Source organism: Flagellimonas allohymeniacidonis, assembly GCF_004296335.1.
GTDB lineage: Bacteria > Bacteroidota > Bacteroidia > Flavobacteriales > Flavobacteriaceae > Flagellimonas > Flagellimonas allohymeniacidonis.
In genome coordinates this window covers 1,092,689-1,109,207 of record NZ_SGIU01000001.1, presented here as the reverse complement: position 1 = coordinate 1,109,207, position 16,519 = coordinate 1,092,689, and the positions used below count along the sequence as shown (strand labels likewise).

The 16,519-nt window shown below is 41.7% G+C and carries 16 protein-coding genes and 1 riboswitch; of the genes, 6 read left to right on the top strand and 10 right to left on the bottom strand.

The genetic code is table 11. The annotated features are described in order from the left end of the window. Positions 1–9 precede the first annotated feature (9 nt). Entirely contained in the window at positions 10–1,020 is a 1,011-nt protein-coding gene (locus EW142_RS05015; protein ID WP_165395224.1) for a sensor histidine kinase, read from the top strand. After that, positions 1,013–1,717 (top strand): LytR/AlgR family response regulator transcription factor, encoded by a 705-nt coding sequence (locus EW142_RS05010; RefSeq protein ID WP_130610534.1) that lies wholly within the window; start codon positions 1,013–1,015, stop codon positions 1,715–1,717. The genes EW142_RS05015 and EW142_RS05010 overlap by 8 nt, the downstream gene beginning before the upstream one ends. Positions 1,718–1,737: 20 nt before the next feature. On the opposite strand, the gene EW142_RS05005 is transcribed toward EW142_RS05010, so the two are convergent. From EW142_RS05005 to gndA, 6 genes are all read right to left on the bottom strand, one after another. Then, a complete protein-coding gene (locus tag EW142_RS05005) occupies positions 1,738–2,196 on the bottom strand; it encodes an SRPBCC domain-containing protein (protein WP_130610531.1) in 459 nt (152 codons plus the stop codon). Then, complete coding sequence (locus EW142_RS05000; protein ID WP_130610528.1) at positions 2,183–2,515, bottom strand: ArsR/SmtB family transcription factor; 333 nt, start codon at positions 2,513–2,515, stop codon at positions 2,183–2,185. The genes EW142_RS05005 and EW142_RS05000 overlap by 14 nt, the downstream gene beginning before the upstream one ends. A 111-nt stretch (positions 2,516–2,626) precedes the next feature. Beyond that, the gene (locus tag EW142_RS04995; RefSeq protein ID WP_130610525.1) at positions 2,627–3,100 is read right to left on the bottom strand and encodes a nuclear transport factor 2 family protein; all 474 of its coding nucleotides are present in this window, start codon (positions 3,098–3,100) and stop codon (positions 2,627–2,629) included. 25 nt (positions 3,101–3,125) lie between these two features. Continuing rightward, the gene (locus EW142_RS04990; RefSeq protein ID WP_130610522.1) at positions 3,126–4,511 is read right to left on the bottom strand and encodes a pyridoxal phosphate-dependent decarboxylase family protein; all 1,386 of its coding nucleotides are present in this window, start codon (positions 4,509–4,511) and stop codon (positions 3,126–3,128) included. A gap of 85 nt (positions 4,512–4,596) precedes the next feature. Continuing rightward, the gene (locus tag EW142_RS04985; RefSeq protein WP_130610519.1) at positions 4,597–5,124 is read right to left on the bottom strand and encodes a DUF1643 domain-containing protein; all 528 of its coding nucleotides are present in this window, start codon (positions 5,122–5,124) and stop codon (positions 4,597–4,599) included. A gap of 6 nt (positions 5,125–5,130) precedes the next feature. Continuing rightward, entirely contained in the window at positions 5,131–6,540 is a 1,410-nt protein-coding gene (gndA, locus tag EW142_RS04980) for an NADP-dependent phosphogluconate dehydrogenase (protein WP_130610516.1), read from the bottom strand. A 186-nt stretch (positions 6,541–6,726) separates the two neighbouring features. On the opposite strand from gndA, the gene zwf reads away from it, so the two are divergent. Continuing rightward, on the top strand, positions 6,727–8,259 hold the full coding sequence (gene zwf / locus EW142_RS04975; protein ID WP_130610513.1) for a glucose-6-phosphate dehydrogenase: 1,533 nt from the start codon (positions 6,727–6,729) through the stop codon (positions 8,257–8,259). 5 nt (positions 8,260–8,264) lie between these two features. Beyond that, complete coding sequence (gene pgl, locus EW142_RS04970; RefSeq protein ID WP_130610510.1) at positions 8,265–8,978, top strand: 6-phosphogluconolactonase; 714 nt, start codon at positions 8,265–8,267, stop codon at positions 8,976–8,978. On the opposite strand, the gene EW142_RS04965 is transcribed toward pgl, so the two are convergent. The 4 genes from EW142_RS04965 to EW142_RS04950 form a co-directional block, all read right to left on the bottom strand. Further along, on the bottom strand, positions 8,971–10,317 hold the full coding sequence (locus tag EW142_RS04965) for a DNA recombination protein RmuC (RefSeq protein WP_130610508.1): 1,347 nt from the start codon (positions 10,315–10,317) through the stop codon (positions 8,971–8,973). The genes pgl and EW142_RS04965 overlap by 8 nt on opposite strands. Before the next feature lie 61 nt (positions 10,318–10,378). Continuing rightward, positions 10,379–11,158, bottom strand: a complete 780-nt coding sequence (locus EW142_RS04960; protein WP_130610505.1) for an ABC transporter ATP-binding protein — start codon at positions 11,156–11,158, stop codon at positions 10,379–10,381. Further along, complete coding sequence (locus tag EW142_RS04955) at positions 11,158–12,189, bottom strand: FecCD family ABC transporter permease (RefSeq protein WP_130610502.1); 1,032 nt, start codon at positions 12,187–12,189, stop codon at positions 11,158–11,160. Before EW142_RS04955 ends, EW142_RS04960 begins: the two co-directional genes overlap by 1 nt. Further along, a complete protein-coding gene (locus EW142_RS04950; RefSeq protein ID WP_130610499.1) occupies positions 12,190–13,347 on the bottom strand; it encodes an ABC transporter substrate-binding protein in 1,158 nt (385 codons plus the stop codon). A gap of 55 nt (positions 13,348–13,402) precedes the next feature. Continuing rightward, positions 13,403–13,612, top strand: a riboswitch (cobalamin riboswitch). Positions 13,613–13,685: 73 nt separating this feature from the next. Here EW142_RS04950 and EW142_RS04945 point away from each other — a divergent pair. Further along, positions 13,686–15,548 carry a TonB-dependent receptor plug domain-containing protein gene (locus EW142_RS04945; protein WP_130610496.1) on the top strand — a complete coding sequence of 621 codons (1,863 nt, stop codon included), beginning with the start codon at positions 13,686–13,688 and terminating at the stop codon, positions 15,546–15,548. 18 nt (positions 15,549–15,566) lie between these two features. Beyond that, positions 15,567–16,502, top strand: coding sequence for an ABC transporter substrate-binding protein (locus EW142_RS04940; protein ID WP_130610493.1), 936 nt, complete (start codon positions 15,567–15,569; stop codon positions 16,500–16,502). Positions 16,503–16,519: the final 17 nt, after the last annotated feature.

Sequence of the window (16,519 nt, the reverse complement as noted above, 5' to 3'; positions counted from 1 at the left end):
AGTTTCACCTTGATACAGTTTTTTAAGGATGGTAATGACCAAAGTCTGTTCCTGTTGTTTCTTGAAAACCTAAAAAGAGTACCCGCCATGTTATTGGCTGTGTATGGATTCAATTATTATTTGGTGCCATCTTTTTATCAAAAAAGAAGGTATTTGTTTTTTGCTTTGGGTGCTTTTATTCTCTTCTACTTCGCAAGTGCTTTTGATAGGATTGTGAATGTCTATTTGTACGAACCGCTCTTTAGAAAAGGTCCATTTGTCCAAGAAACAGTTTCTGAAATATTTTCGGACGTTGAATTTCTTCTATTTGGGTATTTACCTGCATTGCTCACAGCAACTTTTGCTATGACCTTGACGAAGATGGCCTATGAAAAAAATGAAATGGAACGGGAAAGACTCCAATTGCAAAGCGATAAAAACCAAGCAGAACTTGATGCCTTAAAATCACAAATACACCCACATTTTCTTTTTAACACCTTGAACAATCTTTATGCCCTAACAGTTCAAAAGTCGGATAAAGCCCCTAAAATGGTTGAATCACTTTCTGGCATGTTAGATTATATTTTATATCAATGCAATGAGAAGTATGTACCACTCGAAAATGAAATCGAGCTCATAAAGAACTACATTGAATTAGAAAAAATACGGTTTGGAGATGGCATAGAGCTGGATTGTAGATTTGATTTCGATAGAAGTAAGTACAAGGAACTTAAAATTGCACCATTATTGCTGTTGTCAATTGTAGAAAATGCCTTTAAACATGGTGCAAGTGGACAAATTAGGAACCCTAAAGTTGACATTCATCTCTATCTTGAAAAGGAAAATCTCTTTTTTGAAGTAAAGAATACCAAGGAAATTAATAAGTTGCCCGACCATACAGGCTTTACCAAAGGAATCGGAGTTGCGAATCTAAAACAGCAGCTGCAGCGATTGTACAAAGATTATAGTTTTGAAAGCAATGATTTGGGAGATATGTATGAAGTGAGATTACGACTAAACACCAGTTCGTCAAATGATTAAATGTATTCTTGTCGATGATGAGCCATTGGCCCGGTCGCTGTTAGAGGCGCATATCGCCGAGATTCCCTATTTACAATTGTTGGGTTCTTTTAAGAATGCGATTGAAGCCAGTGATTTCTTGGCTAAGCAAACCATAGATGTTATTTTTCTAGATATTCAAATGCCCAAACTTACTGGGCTGGATTTCCTAAGTACGATATCCAATCCACCAAAGGTGATATTCACAACGGCCTACCGTGAGTATGCATTGGAAAGTTATGAATTAGAAGCGGTTGATTACCTATTGAAACCGATTACGTTTTCACGCTTTTTGAAAGCGGTCAACAAGTTGAGCGATGGTGTTCAAACGGTTTCAAAGGGAGATACAGAGCGACAAGCAGCAGACCATTTGTTTGTATCCAGCAACAAGAAACAAGTAAAGGTGGTATTGCATGACATCTCCTATATCGAAAGTCTTAAGGATTACATTCGAATACACTTGCCCAATGAGAGTTTGGTAATCAAAGAACAGCTGGGCAAAATAATTGAGCAATTACCTTCATACTTCATTAGAATCCATAGGTCCTATGTGGTGAACTCCAAGAAAATCACGGCCTATACTGCCCAAGATGTTGAAATAGCCAAATTGGAGATACCAATAGGGGGAAAGTACAAGGAATATGTTTTCAGCTATTTAAAGAACAGTTTAAAACCATAATAAAAATGCTTTTCTTGTTGTTATTGGTTTTGAACAAAGTCCGCCAATAGTTCAAAAAGTGAGCCCCAGCCATTGTAAAAGCCCATTTCCTCTTGTTGCTTGCAATATTCTTCGGTTTCATGTACACAATGAAAGGTAAATTTGGTCTGCGTTCCCACGGCTTCGAAAATGGCGTGGATTTCCACATTTTCGGTCATAGGTTTAAAATTGGCGGTGGAAACAATTTTTTGACGTTCAACAATTTCAGAGTAGACCCCATCGGCCACAAATTCACTTCCATTTGGCATTTTCATCAAATATTTCCATTGTCCGCCTACCGTAAAATCATGCTCCAAAACGGTGGTTTCCATACCTTTTGGCCCCCACCATTGTGCGATATGTTCAGGCTGGGTCCAGGCTTCCCATACCAATTCCAGGGGAGCACCAAAGGTGCGCTCTAACGTAAGGGTTCGGTTTTCGGGTAGATTAGTTTCGCTCATTTTTCTTGTTATTTTTTAATTGGTTAAGGTAATTTTCAAAGGAATCCAGTTTCTCTTCCCATAGATTTCGATATTGATCAATCCAAAGAAATGCGGGAATCAACTTTTTGGGCTGTACGAAGCAGAAACGTTCCCTTCCATGCTTTTCAATGGAGACGACCCCACATTCCTCAAGAATTTTCAGGTGCTTGGAAATAGCGGGACGACTTATATCAAATTTTTCTGCCACTTCATTGACCGTCATGCGTTGTTCGGCGAGGTACTTAATAATATCTCGACGTACGGGGTCTGCTATGGCTTGAAAAACATCTCGACGCATTATTAAAGCGTAACTGTTTGGTTACAAATATAAATGAAACCATTCGGTTACGCAATTTTTTCATTAGGTTTCTTAGGAGACTCTATTGCTTCTAGGGTAGGATGGATAGAGTCAATCTATGCGCGTGTCATGGAACCCTGCGCGTTTCCATTGTCCGTTTTCCTTTACCCAAAGATGGGTAACACGATACTGAGAAGTGCTGATGGAATCGTTTTTCCTTACTTCGGTTTTTATTCTTGCCGTTACCAAGGCAGCATCCCCATAAAAGGTCAAAGCCACCTCATCCATTTCGTAGTTTAGGGTCTCTATCAATCCCGATGTTATTTCCACCTCTCTTTTTTGAAGATAACTCAACCAATTCTCTTTTTGGATGGCTTTGGAGGTAGCGTTGGTATGAAGATATTTATCTGTGATCATGGAGGATAATGTGGTCACATCGCCATCCGCGAAGGCAGTGTTGAACTTTTGTAGTGCCAACAATAGCACTTCCTCTTCATTTTGATCATTGGATTTGGTGTCGTTTCTCCCACAACTGAGCACACATAAAAGGAAAAGTCCTAAAAGCATTATTGTTGATTTGTTCATTTAAATAGTTTTTAAATTTAGTAGTCTAACCCAAAGCGGTTTTTGCTTTTTGAAAAAGTGCAATGGTCTGCGCGATGTCCTCCTCAGTAGTGGCCCAAGAGCATATACTTACCCGAATGGCTGCCTTCCCTTGCCAAGTTGTACCTCCCAACCAACATTCACCTGAATTTTGTAGGTGAGCAATGATTTTTTTCGTGGAATCATCATCTTTGAATCGAACCAGAACTTGATTAAACACAACCTCGTTCATAATTTCGAACCCAAGTTCTTTTAGTGACTTCGCCAGACGCTTGGCGTGTAGATGAAAGCCTTGCACCATTTCATTGATCCCTGATTTCCCCAAGTAGCGAAGTGTGGCCCAAAGTTCGATGGCCCTTGCCCGTTTAGAGAGTTCCGGTGTGTAGAGGAGGGGGTCTCGCTGGTCACTGTAAATGATATACTCTCCCGAAGCCTGTAGGGCACTTACCATTGCTTTGGGATGTCTACAAAGCACAATTCCGGAATCATAAGGTGTGTTTAGGGTTTTATGCCCATCCACGGCCCACGAAGATGCTTTTTCCATGCCGTGGGTCAAATGCTTCAATGAGTCACATGCCCCTGCCCACAATCCAAAGGCACCATCAACATGAACCCAGGCTCCCACTGCGTTTGCCATATCACATACCTTATCAAAGGGGTCATATCCACCTGTATTTACATTCCCGGCTTGTAACAACACCAAACAAGAACTATCCAATTTAGGTAAGGTATCAAGCATAAGCCTGCCTTGGTCATCAGAGGGTATCCATTCAAGGCTATTTTTTCCAAAACCAAGCAAGGCCAAGGTCTTTTTTACGCTGGCGTGTACCTGCTCGTGTGCGATTATTCGAATATTCGGTGCTCCAATTAAGCCCTTTTCATTAATGTCCCATCCCAAATTCTTCAGCAATTGGAAACGCGCTGCGGCCAAGGCGCAAAGATTGGCCATGGAAGTTCCGCTCACGAAGCCAGCAACGGTGGACTCGGGCAATCCAAAAAGGTCCTTGAGCCATTTTTCGCATACGGATTCCAATTTGGCATTGATGGGGGAGGTCAGATACAGGCCAGCGCATTGATCCCAGACATCGGACAGCCACTTCACACCAAGCGAAGCTGGAACGGCACCTCCATTTACAAAGCCAAAGTATCTTCCCCCAATTTGTGCAATGGTATTTGGTGTTCCATAGTTGTTCAAGAAATCCAAGGTGTCCAATGCAGAGGTTGACTTCTCTGGAAGTTTTTCATCAAACTTTTTTAAAAGTTCTAAACTTTCTTCTGAAGGGAAAACATCCATTTCAGAAATGCCATCCAGATAGTCGTAAGCATACTTTTGGGCCTTTTCAAAAATAGTTTTATCCGAAAATTCGGCTCGCATTTGTTCCTGTAGCTTCATTGGTATTTAAGGTATTGATGGTATTTTAATTGCATTTGAAAATACGGAAAAACTGCTACCAATACTTTTGAAATACATGAGAATTTTACACCGCAATAGCTTTTATATATGCAGCCATATCAAAATCTGTCAAAATGCTACTCGATGGAATGTAAAGTGGGTGTCGAGGGTGGCCTTTATGCGTAAGGGATTGGGCTTTTTTCCATTGCAAACCTGAAGTATGGACAGCTGCATACATTTCAATCAGGCATTTGGGAAGATATGTCCGAGATTCCACAAGATTACCAAATGCCAACCAAAGTGTTTTAATCTCAAATTGATGGATGGTCAATCGAAATATTTCGCAGTTTTTTGAAATCAGCGTACGCTTTGCAACTTTGGTTAATTTATTTGGATTGGTAGCTCTTTGGGGATAGAGGTTGAACATCAACCAACCGTCAAAACCGTTGCTGAAAGCAATTCGTTTTACGGATTTCAATGTGTTGTCCAAGAGTTCAGGTTGTGCCGTACTCGGATTCAGCCCGATGCAGGCCAATGTATTCTTACCAGGTTCCCCAAGCAGAAATCGGGCAGTATTATCGCTGTTATTCCGATATATCCACTTGGATTCCAATTTTTCTCAGCTTTCCCACTCGGTGTGGAAGATTCCGTCTCGGTCCAATCGTTCATAGGTGTGTGACCCAAAGAAGTCCCTTTGGGCCTGTATGAGGTTCAATGGCAGTCTGTTACTGGTATAGGCATCAAAATAGGTAAGGGCATTGCTCAGTCCCGGTAAAGGAATGCCATTGTTTGCGCCGTAAGCCACCAATTCTCGAGCTGAATCAACGGTCTCTTTGACTTTTGATACAAATGAGGGAGATACCAAAAGGTTGGGTAGTTCGGCATCAGCCTTAAAAGCTTCGGTAATATCTGCCAACAGTGCCGCTCTGATAATACAACCAGCACGCCAGATTTTGGCAATTTCGCCAAGTTCAAGCTCATAGCCATATTCCTTTGAGGCATCTGCCAATTGATGCATACCCTGGGCATAGGTGATAATAAAGGCAAAATACAGAGCCGCTTCGGCCTTTTTTACCAAAGAATCCTTAACCACATTTTCAGGTGTCGGTCTATCATACAGCGCATCGGCCTTGATGCGTTCATCCTTTAAGGCTGAAATTTCGCGCATGCTAACGGCAATGTCGATGGTAGGCACAGGAATTCCCAAATCCATAGCATTTTGGGAGGTCCATTTACCCGTTCCTTTTTGTTTGGCCTTATCCAAAATCATATCCACCAAATCCCCATCGGTCAAATCATCTTTTTGGTCAAAAATAGTTGCTGTGATCTCCACCAAAAAGGATTGAAGCCTCCCTTTACTCCACGTATCGAAAGTTTTATGCAATTCTTGATTGCTCAAATTGCCTGCCTTTTTTAGAAGGTCATAGATTTCTGAGGTTAGCTGCATCAGTCCGTATTCGATACCATTGTGGACCATTTTTACATAATTTCCTGCTGATTTTGGGCCCAAATAAGTCACGCAGGGCTCTCCCTTGTACTTGGCGGAAACCGCCTCAAAAATGGGTTTTACGAATTGATAGGCTTCCCTGGAACCTCCGGGCATGATACTGGGGCCTTTTCGCGCACCCTTGGCTCCTCCGGAGACACCTGCCCCAAAAAAGTTGATGCCCTTTTCTTTGAGGTACGCCTCTCTTCGGTCTGTATCCGTGAAAAAAGAATTGCCACCATCTATGATGATGTCACCCTCATCCAAATAGGGAAGCAGGCTTTCAATCACAATATCCACAACCTTACCTGCAGGAACCAATAGCATTATTTTACGGGGTGCACTTAAAGAAGCGACAAATTTGGCGGCATCCACATCGGCATTTACTTTCGATTTATCCCCGCCTTCTTCGATAAGTGCGTTTACTTTTTCTTGGTCCAAATCGTTTCCAAAAGCGGTAAACCCGTTATCAGCGACGTTCAAAATAAAATTCCGTCCCATGACACCAAGACCTACCAACCCAAAATCGTATGTGTTTGCCATATTCTATGCTTTTTACGCTGCTTTTGTTAAGTGATTACTAAGTAAGCTATTTAATAAATTCCGAACCTAAAATAAACGTTATATTCGTTAAGCTCAAAAATAAATGACTCGTAGAAACCTTTTGGGGCTTATACTTTTCCTCGCATTTATTGAAACGTACAATGATAGTCAACATTTGAATTAAATATGAAAGAGACCAAAAACCAAATGCTCGTCATTTTTGGAGCTTCTGGAGACCTCACAGCACGAAAATTGATTCCTTCCCTGTTCAATTTATATGTCGCTAAACAATTACCAAAGAATTTTGTGGTTTTGGGGGCAAGCCGAAGCAATCTTTCCGATGGGGAATTTAGGAAGAAGGTAGTATATGAAAGCCCATACTTAAAGTCCAAAATAGAAGATTTAAAGGAGAACTATGTTAAGGGCTTCGCTGATATGTTGTTTTATGAGGATTTGGGGGATGATTATACCAAAAATTATGAAAGATTAAGCAAACGCATTGCGAAGCTAAATGATACCAATGGGACGGAAAATAACTATATGTTTTATTTGTCAACGCCCCCCAGTTTGTACGAACCCATAGCCAAGAACCTCGCTGATGCCGGATTAAGCTCACAGGAAGAGGGCTGGAAACGGTTGATTGTTGAGAAACCCTTTGGATATAGTTTGGAGACTGCAAAAGAATTGAACAAGGGACTTCAAAAGTATTTTAATGAATCGCAGATCTATCGAATAGATCATTATTTAGGAAAAGAAACTGTGCAAAATCTGTTGGTGACCCGTTTTTCCAACAGCATTTTTGAGCCCTTGTGGAATCGAAATTATATCCATCACGTGGAAATTACCAATGCGGAAAGCGTCGGCGTGGAGAAGCGAGGCGGGTATTATGATAAATCAGGGGCGCTACGTGATATGTTCCAAAACCACCTCCTCCAGATTGTTTCTTTGGTGGTCATGGAACCCCCAATCGGCAACGAACCTGAAGATATTCGAAATGAGAAGGTAAAGGCCTTAAAATCTCTTCGAATTATGAAGGATGACGAATCCCTCTTCGAAAACACCATTCGAGCACAATATGTGGCTTCTGAAATCAATGGAGAGAAAATTAAAGGATATCGGGAAGAAGATGGTGTGGACCCCAACTCAACTACGGAAACTTATGCAGCGGTAAAGTTTTTCGTGGACAATTGGCGTTGGAAAGATGTTCCCTTTTATGTGCGAACGGCCAAGCGTATGCCTACGAAGGTCACCGAGGTTATCATTCATTTTAAAACCCCCCACCATCAAATCTTCAAAGACTCAGGGTTGAGTAGCAAAGACAATAAGTTGATCATTCGTATTCAGCCCGACGAAGGTATCTTGATCAAGTTTGGGGTGAAAGTACCTGGACAAGGCTTTAAAGTTGAACGTGCCAATTTGGACTTCTACTACTCCAGTTTAGCAGAAACCTATGTGATGGAGGCTTACGAAAGGTTGTTATTGGATGCCATGCAAGGGGATGCTACCCTTTACGCACGGGCGGATGAAGTTGAGGCTGCCTGGGAGTTTGTAGACCCGATTCTGGATTACTGGAAAAATGGAAAGGACATTCGTATGTATGGATATGCTGCAGGGGTATGGGGCCCTGAGAACGCGGATGAACTCATTGATGATTTGGGATTTTGGCGAAATCCAGGGCAGAACCTGGCTGATGACGCTGGGTATTGTGTAATTTGTTAATGGCTATGGAACTAAAGATTTTTGACAATAAACAGAAGGTGGCAGAAGCATTCTCGGCTTATTTTGCCAATGTAGTTAAAGGAGAAGCGGATTTTCATGTGGCACTTTCTGGTGGGAGCACTCCAAAGATTGTATTTGATGTTCTTGCTGAGAATTTCAGGGATACTATGGATTGGAATGAAATTCATTTTTATTGGGGAGATGAGCGCTGTGTGCCCCCAACGGATGATGAAAGCAACTATAAAATGACGGTGGAGCATTTGTTTTCAAAATTATCCGTACCAAAAGAAAACATACACCGAATTTTGGGGGAGAACGACCCAAAATCTGAGGCACTTCGTTATGCCAATCTTTTAGAAATTAATTTGGATAGGGTAGAGGGTATCCCTCAATTTGATATGGTGATTTTAGGTATGGGTGATGACGGCCATACAGCTTCAATTTTCCCACATGAAATTGAACTTTGGAATGCTGAGGACCATTGTGTGGTAGCAACCCATCCTGATTCTGGGCAAAAGAGGGTTTCCATCAATGGAAAAGTGATCAATAAAGCTAAAACTGTGGTTTTTTTGGTTACGGGTCAGGGTAAGGCCGAAAAAGTGAAAACCATTACAGAAAAAGCAGAAGGATTTAAACAGTACCCTGCTTCGTTGGTACAACCAGAATCAGGGGATTTGGTTTGGTTCTTGGACCGAGATGCTGCTTCTTCGCTCAGTTAAGGTCAAGTTTGGATTCCTCATAATCATCCTCCTCTGCCCGCTTTAAAATGGGTTCTGGAATCGATTTCTTGGCTTTGGCCCCCATTTTCTTAAGCTTCTCAATACTGGTCACAATGTTTCCACGGCCTTCAACCAATTTGTTCATCGCACCGCGATATTCATTTTTGGCCTCATCCATTTTTTTGCCAACGCGTGTAAGGTCGCTTACAAAACCTTCAAACTTATCATAAAGGGCACCTGCCTGACGAGCAATTTCAATGGCATTCTTTTGCTGCTTTTCATTGCTCCACATGGTATCAATCGTTCGGAGTGTGGCTAATAGGGTAGCAGGAGTAACGATAACAATATTTTGTTCAAAGGCCTTGTTGTAGAGGGAATTGTCTTCATTTATGGCAATGGCAAATGCCGGTTCGATGGGGACGAACATCAACACGAAATCTGGACTTTCCATCTCATAAAGGTCCTCATATTTTTTTGCGGACAGTTGCTCAACATGTTTTCGCAAGGAATTGATATGGTCCTTTAAAAAACGAGGTTTGTCTTCATCTTCGGCGTTTGTGAATCGCTCGTAGTCGGTTAGCGAAACCTTTGAATCCACAATCATCTTTTTTCCGTCCGGCAGATGGATGATGACATCGGGGAGAACTCGGCTTCCATCTTCTCGAGTAAAACTCTGCTGTACGCTATATTCCCTGTCTTTTTCAAGTCCAGACTTTTCCAAAACCCGTTCCAAAACCAGTTCTCCCCAATTCCCCTGCATTTTGCTGTCCCCTTTAAGGGCTTTGGTCAAATTTTCCGCCTCCTGGGTAATTTTTAGATTTTGGTTCTGTAGGTTGAGTAATTGTTCTTTAAGTGCTGAATGGATGCTGATATTCTCTTTTTGCGACTTTTCCACCTTCTCCTCAAATTCCTTTATTTTTTTATTGAGGGGATTCAAAATACTTTCAATATTCTCCTTGTTCTTCTCCGTAAACTTTTTGGATTTGTCCTCTAGGATTTTGTTGGCCAGAATTTCAAAATCTTTGGTGAATTTTTCCTGTAATTTTTCAACCTCCTCTTTCTGTTCGGTATTGATGCGCTGTAAATTCTCGAAATCCGCCTGGCGTCGTACCAGTTGGTTTCCTTGCTGCTCCTTTTGAAGTTGCAATTGTTTTATTTCCTCATCACTGGAAATCAATTTATCGTTTAAGGCATTGATATTGCCCTTTAATTGTTGCTCACGCTCTTGCCAGACCTCTTCATTGGATTTCGTCTTTAATTTTTGGAGGTACATGCCCAAAAACACCCCAATGGCTATGGCTAAAAGGCCGATAATTATATAAATTAATTCGTTACTCATGTAATCTTTTATTCAGATAAAGATAACGGATTCCCGTTGATGTTAATCTTATGCTCCAAGATCATTTACTAACCTTAAATGCGCCTGTTTTTGGGTCGAACACCACCATTTCTTCTGGAAAAAGCCTTTCAAAATGCTCATTTTCAATCAACTGACAGGGCTCCCCAAAAGGGTTTTGTTCGCCATCCAAAATCAAGATTTTATCGCAAAGCTGGATGGCCAAATCAATTTCATGGGTTGTGAAAATAATGGTCTTTCCCTCGTTGTGAGTCAAGCTCTGCAGCAGTTTCAAAATTTGAACTTTGTGATACAAATCAAGATGGGTGGTAGGTTCGTCCAGCAAGATGAGCGGAGTATCCTGTGCCATGGCCCTAGCAATCAAGACACGTTGCAATTGACCATCACTGAGCTCATGACATTTTCTATGTCGGAGTTCTTTCAGCAAAAATGCCGTGAGGCTTTCTTGAATATAAATCTTATCCTTGGAGGTTAGGGTACCAATCCAATTTGTATAAGGTTGACGACCCAGCGCAATCAACTCTTCCACAGTCAGATTTTTTGAAGAAGGCTGTTCCGTCAACACCACACTGAGCTTCTTTGCCAAGTCCCCTGAGGAATATGTGGAGAGGTCCTGATTGTTTATGGAGATACTCCCGTAAAGCTTGGGTTGTAGATTGCCCAATGTCCTGAGCAAAGTTGATTTTCCGATGCCATTGACACCGATGATGGCGCATAACTCCCCTGAATCACAAGAAAAATTGATGTTGCCGGCAACCGCTTTGGATTTGTACCCAATGGTTAAACCATTTGTTGATATACTTGACGTTTTAGAGTCGGGCATTAAAATAGCATTTTACGTTTTCGAACCAATAACCAGATAACTACTGGGGCGCCAACCAATGAAGTTATGGCATTTATGGGTAAAATGCTCGCAGAATTCGGCAATTGGGCTATGGTATCACATAGTAGCATCAAAATAGCACCATAGAGAAATACGGCAGGTATTAAAATACGATGCTCCATGGTATCGAAAATTTGCCTCGTCAAATGGGGTACCGCAAGTCCAACAAAAGCAATAGGACCAGCAAATGCAGTGATGCCCCCAGCGAGTAATCCTGTTGCGATAATAATTATCAGTCTTGATTTTTTCAAAGATACACCTAGACTTTGCGCATAATTTTCTCCCAACAAAAAGGCATTCAATCTTTTAATGGAAAGAATGCTCAACAAAACCCCAAAACCTGTAATACCGGCCAAAAGGAGAACCTGGGTCTGGGATAAATTCCCAACACTTCCAAAGGACCAAAAAATGAAACGTTGCAAGTTTTCCGCAGTGGAAAAATAAGCCAAAACACTAACAATGGCTGCAGTAATGCTTCCGAACATTAAACCAATAATAAGTAAGGCCATGGTGTCTTTTATACGATTGGCAACGACCATCACTACCAGTAAAACCAAAAAACTCCCTATGCTTGCGGCAATGGCCAAGGTGATATCATTAAGAAGGGTGAAAGAGGCAAAGCCCGAAATCAACGACGTTCCCATCAACAAGAGCGCAGCCCCTAAACTTGCCCCAGAACTTATGCCCAAAACAAACGGCCCGGCCAAAGGGTTACGGAACAGTGTTTGCATCAAAAGACCACTCACTGAAAGGCCACCACCCACCAAAACCGCGGTAAATCCTTTTGGGATACGATAGTTCCAGATGATGTAATTCCAAGATTCCACTTCAATTTTACCCCCAAATAATGAAGATAGCATAGCCTCAAATGGAATGGCCACAGACCCTGAACTGATATTCAAAACCCATGCAAGCAACAACGCGAGAACTACAAGCAAAAAGGAAATTTGATATGATTTTGGTCTCTGCATTTAAGGTAGGGGCAAATAGAATGTAAGATTGTGATTGGGAAGCAATTCAGGATGTAGAATGGCAATGAGGTCCTTAAGGACCAAATCGGGTCGTTGCGGAGCGAGTTCATAAAACAATAGTCCTCCTGTTTGGCCTTTTTTCACCGCATTGGAATAAACTTTTTTATTTGAAAAGGCATCGAACTCTTCATAATGGGCATTGGCCGCCTCCAATTCCTCATACGATGAATGTAGGGAGGGATTAAACCAAAAATCTGCCTTTTGGCCTTTTTCAAGAACTGCTTCCAAACTCAGGCCTATACTTCCTTGATCTTTAGTATTGGACCATATATAATCTGAATTGGCGTCCCGTAAAAATTGGGCCATCCAGCTTTTTCCTCCCGCAACGTACCACACATCTTTGTATAATCCGCCTGTTAAAACCGTAGGTTTTTCTGCTGCCTGTTGGGCCAACAACTTGGTCTGATTGTACGAAGCTTCAATTTCTTCAAAAATGTGGTCAGCTTCCTTTTCCTTCTGAAAGAAGGGAGCGAAAAACTTTATCCATTCAGCCTTTCCCAATGGGGTCTGCTCCGTCCAATCCCCATTGTAAACTATGGGAATGTTCGATTTTTTCAGCGTTTCGTAAGCCTTGTTGGTATTATTTATGCCGAAGCCGATGACCACTTCTGGATTCAACTCCAACGCAATTTCGGTATTGATATTTTCGTTGGTGCCCAATTCCTTGATCAAACCAGAGTTGATACGTTTTCTGGCTTCAGCTGAGGACACTAGGTCCGTACTTGGAAAACCTACTAGAGCATCCAAGACACCGAGGGCCTCCAAAGAAGGAATATGGGTAGTAGAGGTAACAACCATAGCTTTTACCGGAGTGGCCACAATGGCATCATAGGCATCTTTGGGCAAGGTGATTGAAGCAAGTTTTTCCCTTGGAATCAAGGCATAGGTAAAGGCGGTTTCCGACCCAGGCCAGGCGGAGGTAACCTCAATCACGGTATAGAGATCATTTTGCTGTATCGTAAAACCCGAAGCATGTTCAACCTTGGTTTGAACTAAATTTTGTTGAACCGGAAAGGGCTTATTTTTTTCGACACATCCCCAGAAAAAGCAAACAATCAATGCAGCAAGCAGAAGGTTTGTTATCCATTTTTTTGCCATAGACCCAAATGTAAGGTTATTTAACTTTTGTAAAAAAAGATTAAACAGAATGATTACATTCGTACCGAATTTTGGTTTGCATAGGATCTTAACCCTATGTAATTAAAAGGGAATCTGGTGAAATTCCAGAGCTGTTCCCGCAACTGTAAGCTTTGTCTCTTTCGTTTAGAGATGCTTGCCACAACTTCAAAACCACTGCCCATCAGGGCGGGAAGGTAGTAGGCAAGACGCGAGTCAGGAGACCTGCCAAATTCAAACAAATTAAGTTAAACTTTCGGGATAAAAGTTTACGTATGGGTACAGACATACTACTCTCCCGTTTATTCATGTAAACGAAAATGAAAAAAAAGTATTTAGTGTTGTGCGCTGCTGTTTCGGCAGGCCAAATTCTTGTAGCCCAAAATGTCCAGCAAGATTCCATTGCAGTGCAAGAATTACAAGAAGTTGTGGTAAGTGACTCGCGGTTTCAGTTGAAACGCGAAAATTCGGGAAAAACCGTAATCAAGATTTCAGGAGCCGAACTGGAACGAAATCAAGGTAGAACCATTGCCGAAATCATCAATACCAAAAGTGGAATTGAAATTGCTGGTAGCCGGGGCAGGGATGGATCTGTTTTTGGGGTATTTGCCCGAGGAGGTAGAGGACGACAAGCCCTTGTCATAGTTGATGGTGTTCGCGTTTCGGACCCCTCATCGTTCTCACAGGAATATGATTTAAGATTGCTGTCTGCTGCCAATATAGAGTCGGTAGAAATCATAAAGGGAGCGGCCAGTACCTTATATGGTACCAATGCGGCTACAGCCGTGATCAACATTACCACCAAGAAAAACGCCAAGAAACCGATTTCGGCCAATTTTCAGTCTACCCTTGGAACCAATCAAACAGCCGATGATCAAAACTACAACTTGGGCAATTTTCAAAACAACGCCTTTGTTAATGGAACAGTGAACAGATTTTCCTATGGCATTAATTTTTCCAACCGATACTCCAGTGGATTATCTGCAGCGGTGACACCTGAAAATGAAGAGGATATTTTCTCGCAATTTAGTACAGATCTCAAATTGGGATATCAATTCACGGATAGTTTTGAACTTTCCATTTATGGAAATCAGACCAAGTTTACCAACGAGTTTGATGCAGATTTGGCCGAAGCTCCCAATCAAAGTAGAACCGCCCAAGAAAGGGCGGGACTTTCCACTTCCTTTAAATACACTAAGGGTTCCATTCACCTCAATGCGGCCTACACAGACTATGAAACGGAGAGCATTTCCACCTTTGGAGAAAGTGTATTTGAGGGGAAGAACTTGGTTTTGGATGTTTACAATAAGTACATTTTTGCAGAGAAATGGCATACTATTTTAGGTGTAAACTACCTGAAAGATGAGGCTGTATTTACCAATAAGGCTGATTTCACCATTGTTGATCCCTATTTCAATCTGGTTTATGTGTCTGATTTTGGCTTTAACCTGAATACTGGAGCCAGACTCAACAACCATTCGGAATACGGTAACCATTTCGTCTACAATGTAAATCCGTCCTATGCTTTTACAACTTCCGAGGGTTATGTAAAACTACTGGGTTCCTATGCCACTTCATACATCACACCTAATTTGATTCAACTATTTGGGGATTTTGGGGCGAATCCCGATTTGGAACCTGAGGAAAATAGAACAATTGAAGGAGGGGTAGAGTATTTCATCAACAAAAAGCTTAGGGTTAGCGCTTTGTATTTTGACCGCAATGAAAAAAATACCATTGGATTCGACCAAAATTTTACAAGTATCAACGTCGCAGATGAAATTGATGTAAGCGGTATTGAGTTTGAAGCGTTTTGGTTCCCAACCGAAGAGTTTTCCTTGCGTGCCAACTATACCTACACCGATAGGGAAGGGGACAATGCCATCCGGATTCCTGAACACAAGGTCAATTTGAACTTGGGATATCAGATCTGCCCAACCACCAACATTTCACTTGATTATGCGTACACAGGGGAAAGACTCGATACCGATTTTACCACTTTTACCGATGTGACCTTGGATGCATTTTCGCTGGTGAATCTGTATCTGGAACATGAAGTGATGGCAAACAAATTGAAATTGTTCTTAAGTGCCAACAATATACTGAATGAGGACTTCGCTGAAGTTTTTGGTTTCACTACAAGGGGAAGAAATATCACTACGGGGTTCAATCTCACTTTTTAAACAATTAACACCAAGGTAATGCTCAAACTATGTTCTTTTATGCCCGCCGTCACTCAAATGATTTATGATATGGGTTTACAGGACCAATTGTATGGCGTTACCTTTGAGTGCCCAGAGCAAGCCCTTAAAGAGAAGAAACCTGTGGTGCGCTGCATCCTTGAAGGTAAAAACCTGTCAAGTAGGGAAATCGATGCCGTGTTTTCTGCAAGTAAGCACCAGGGAAAAGATTTGTACTATGTGGATGAAACCCTGCTGGAACAGATTTCACCTGATGTGATTTTCACCCAGGATATGTGTGATATTTGTCAGATTGATACAGCTTGCACGGCTGCCGCCGTTGCAAACCTGCCGAAGCAGCCCGAATTGATTTCCGTAAGCCCTGAGTCTTTGGAAGATGTTTTTCGGTCTGCGGTAACTATAGCCAAAGCAGCTGAACAGGAAGAACGGGCTTATGAATATTTGAATGGCCTGAACCATAGAATTCAGCGGGTTGTGGATAAGTTAAGAAAGGCAAGGGCGCTACCAAAAAGAGTTATGCTCATGGAATGGCTAGACCCCATTTTTAATTGTGGTCATTGGATTCCCCATCAAATCGCACTCGCGGGGGGAGTCGATATGCTATCTAACCCTTCAGGAGATAGTGTCGTAACGCAATGGGAAAGAATAGTAAAGTACGATCCAGAAATATTGGTGATAGCGCCTTGCGGATTTTCAATGGACCGTACATTCGAGGAAATACACCTTCTTACTAAAAAGAAAGGATGGAAGAATCTCCAAGCCGTACAAAATCATAGGGTCTTTATAGCCGATTTTGATATGTTTACCCAATCATCTGCTAAAACCTTGGTAGATGGAATTGAAGTATTGGCGGGTCTTTTTCATCCAGAGGTGATTGAGGTACCACAGAAATTATTGACCAAGTACAAGACCTTTCAAATGGCAAGTACCCATTAAACAAAAGTCTGTTATAA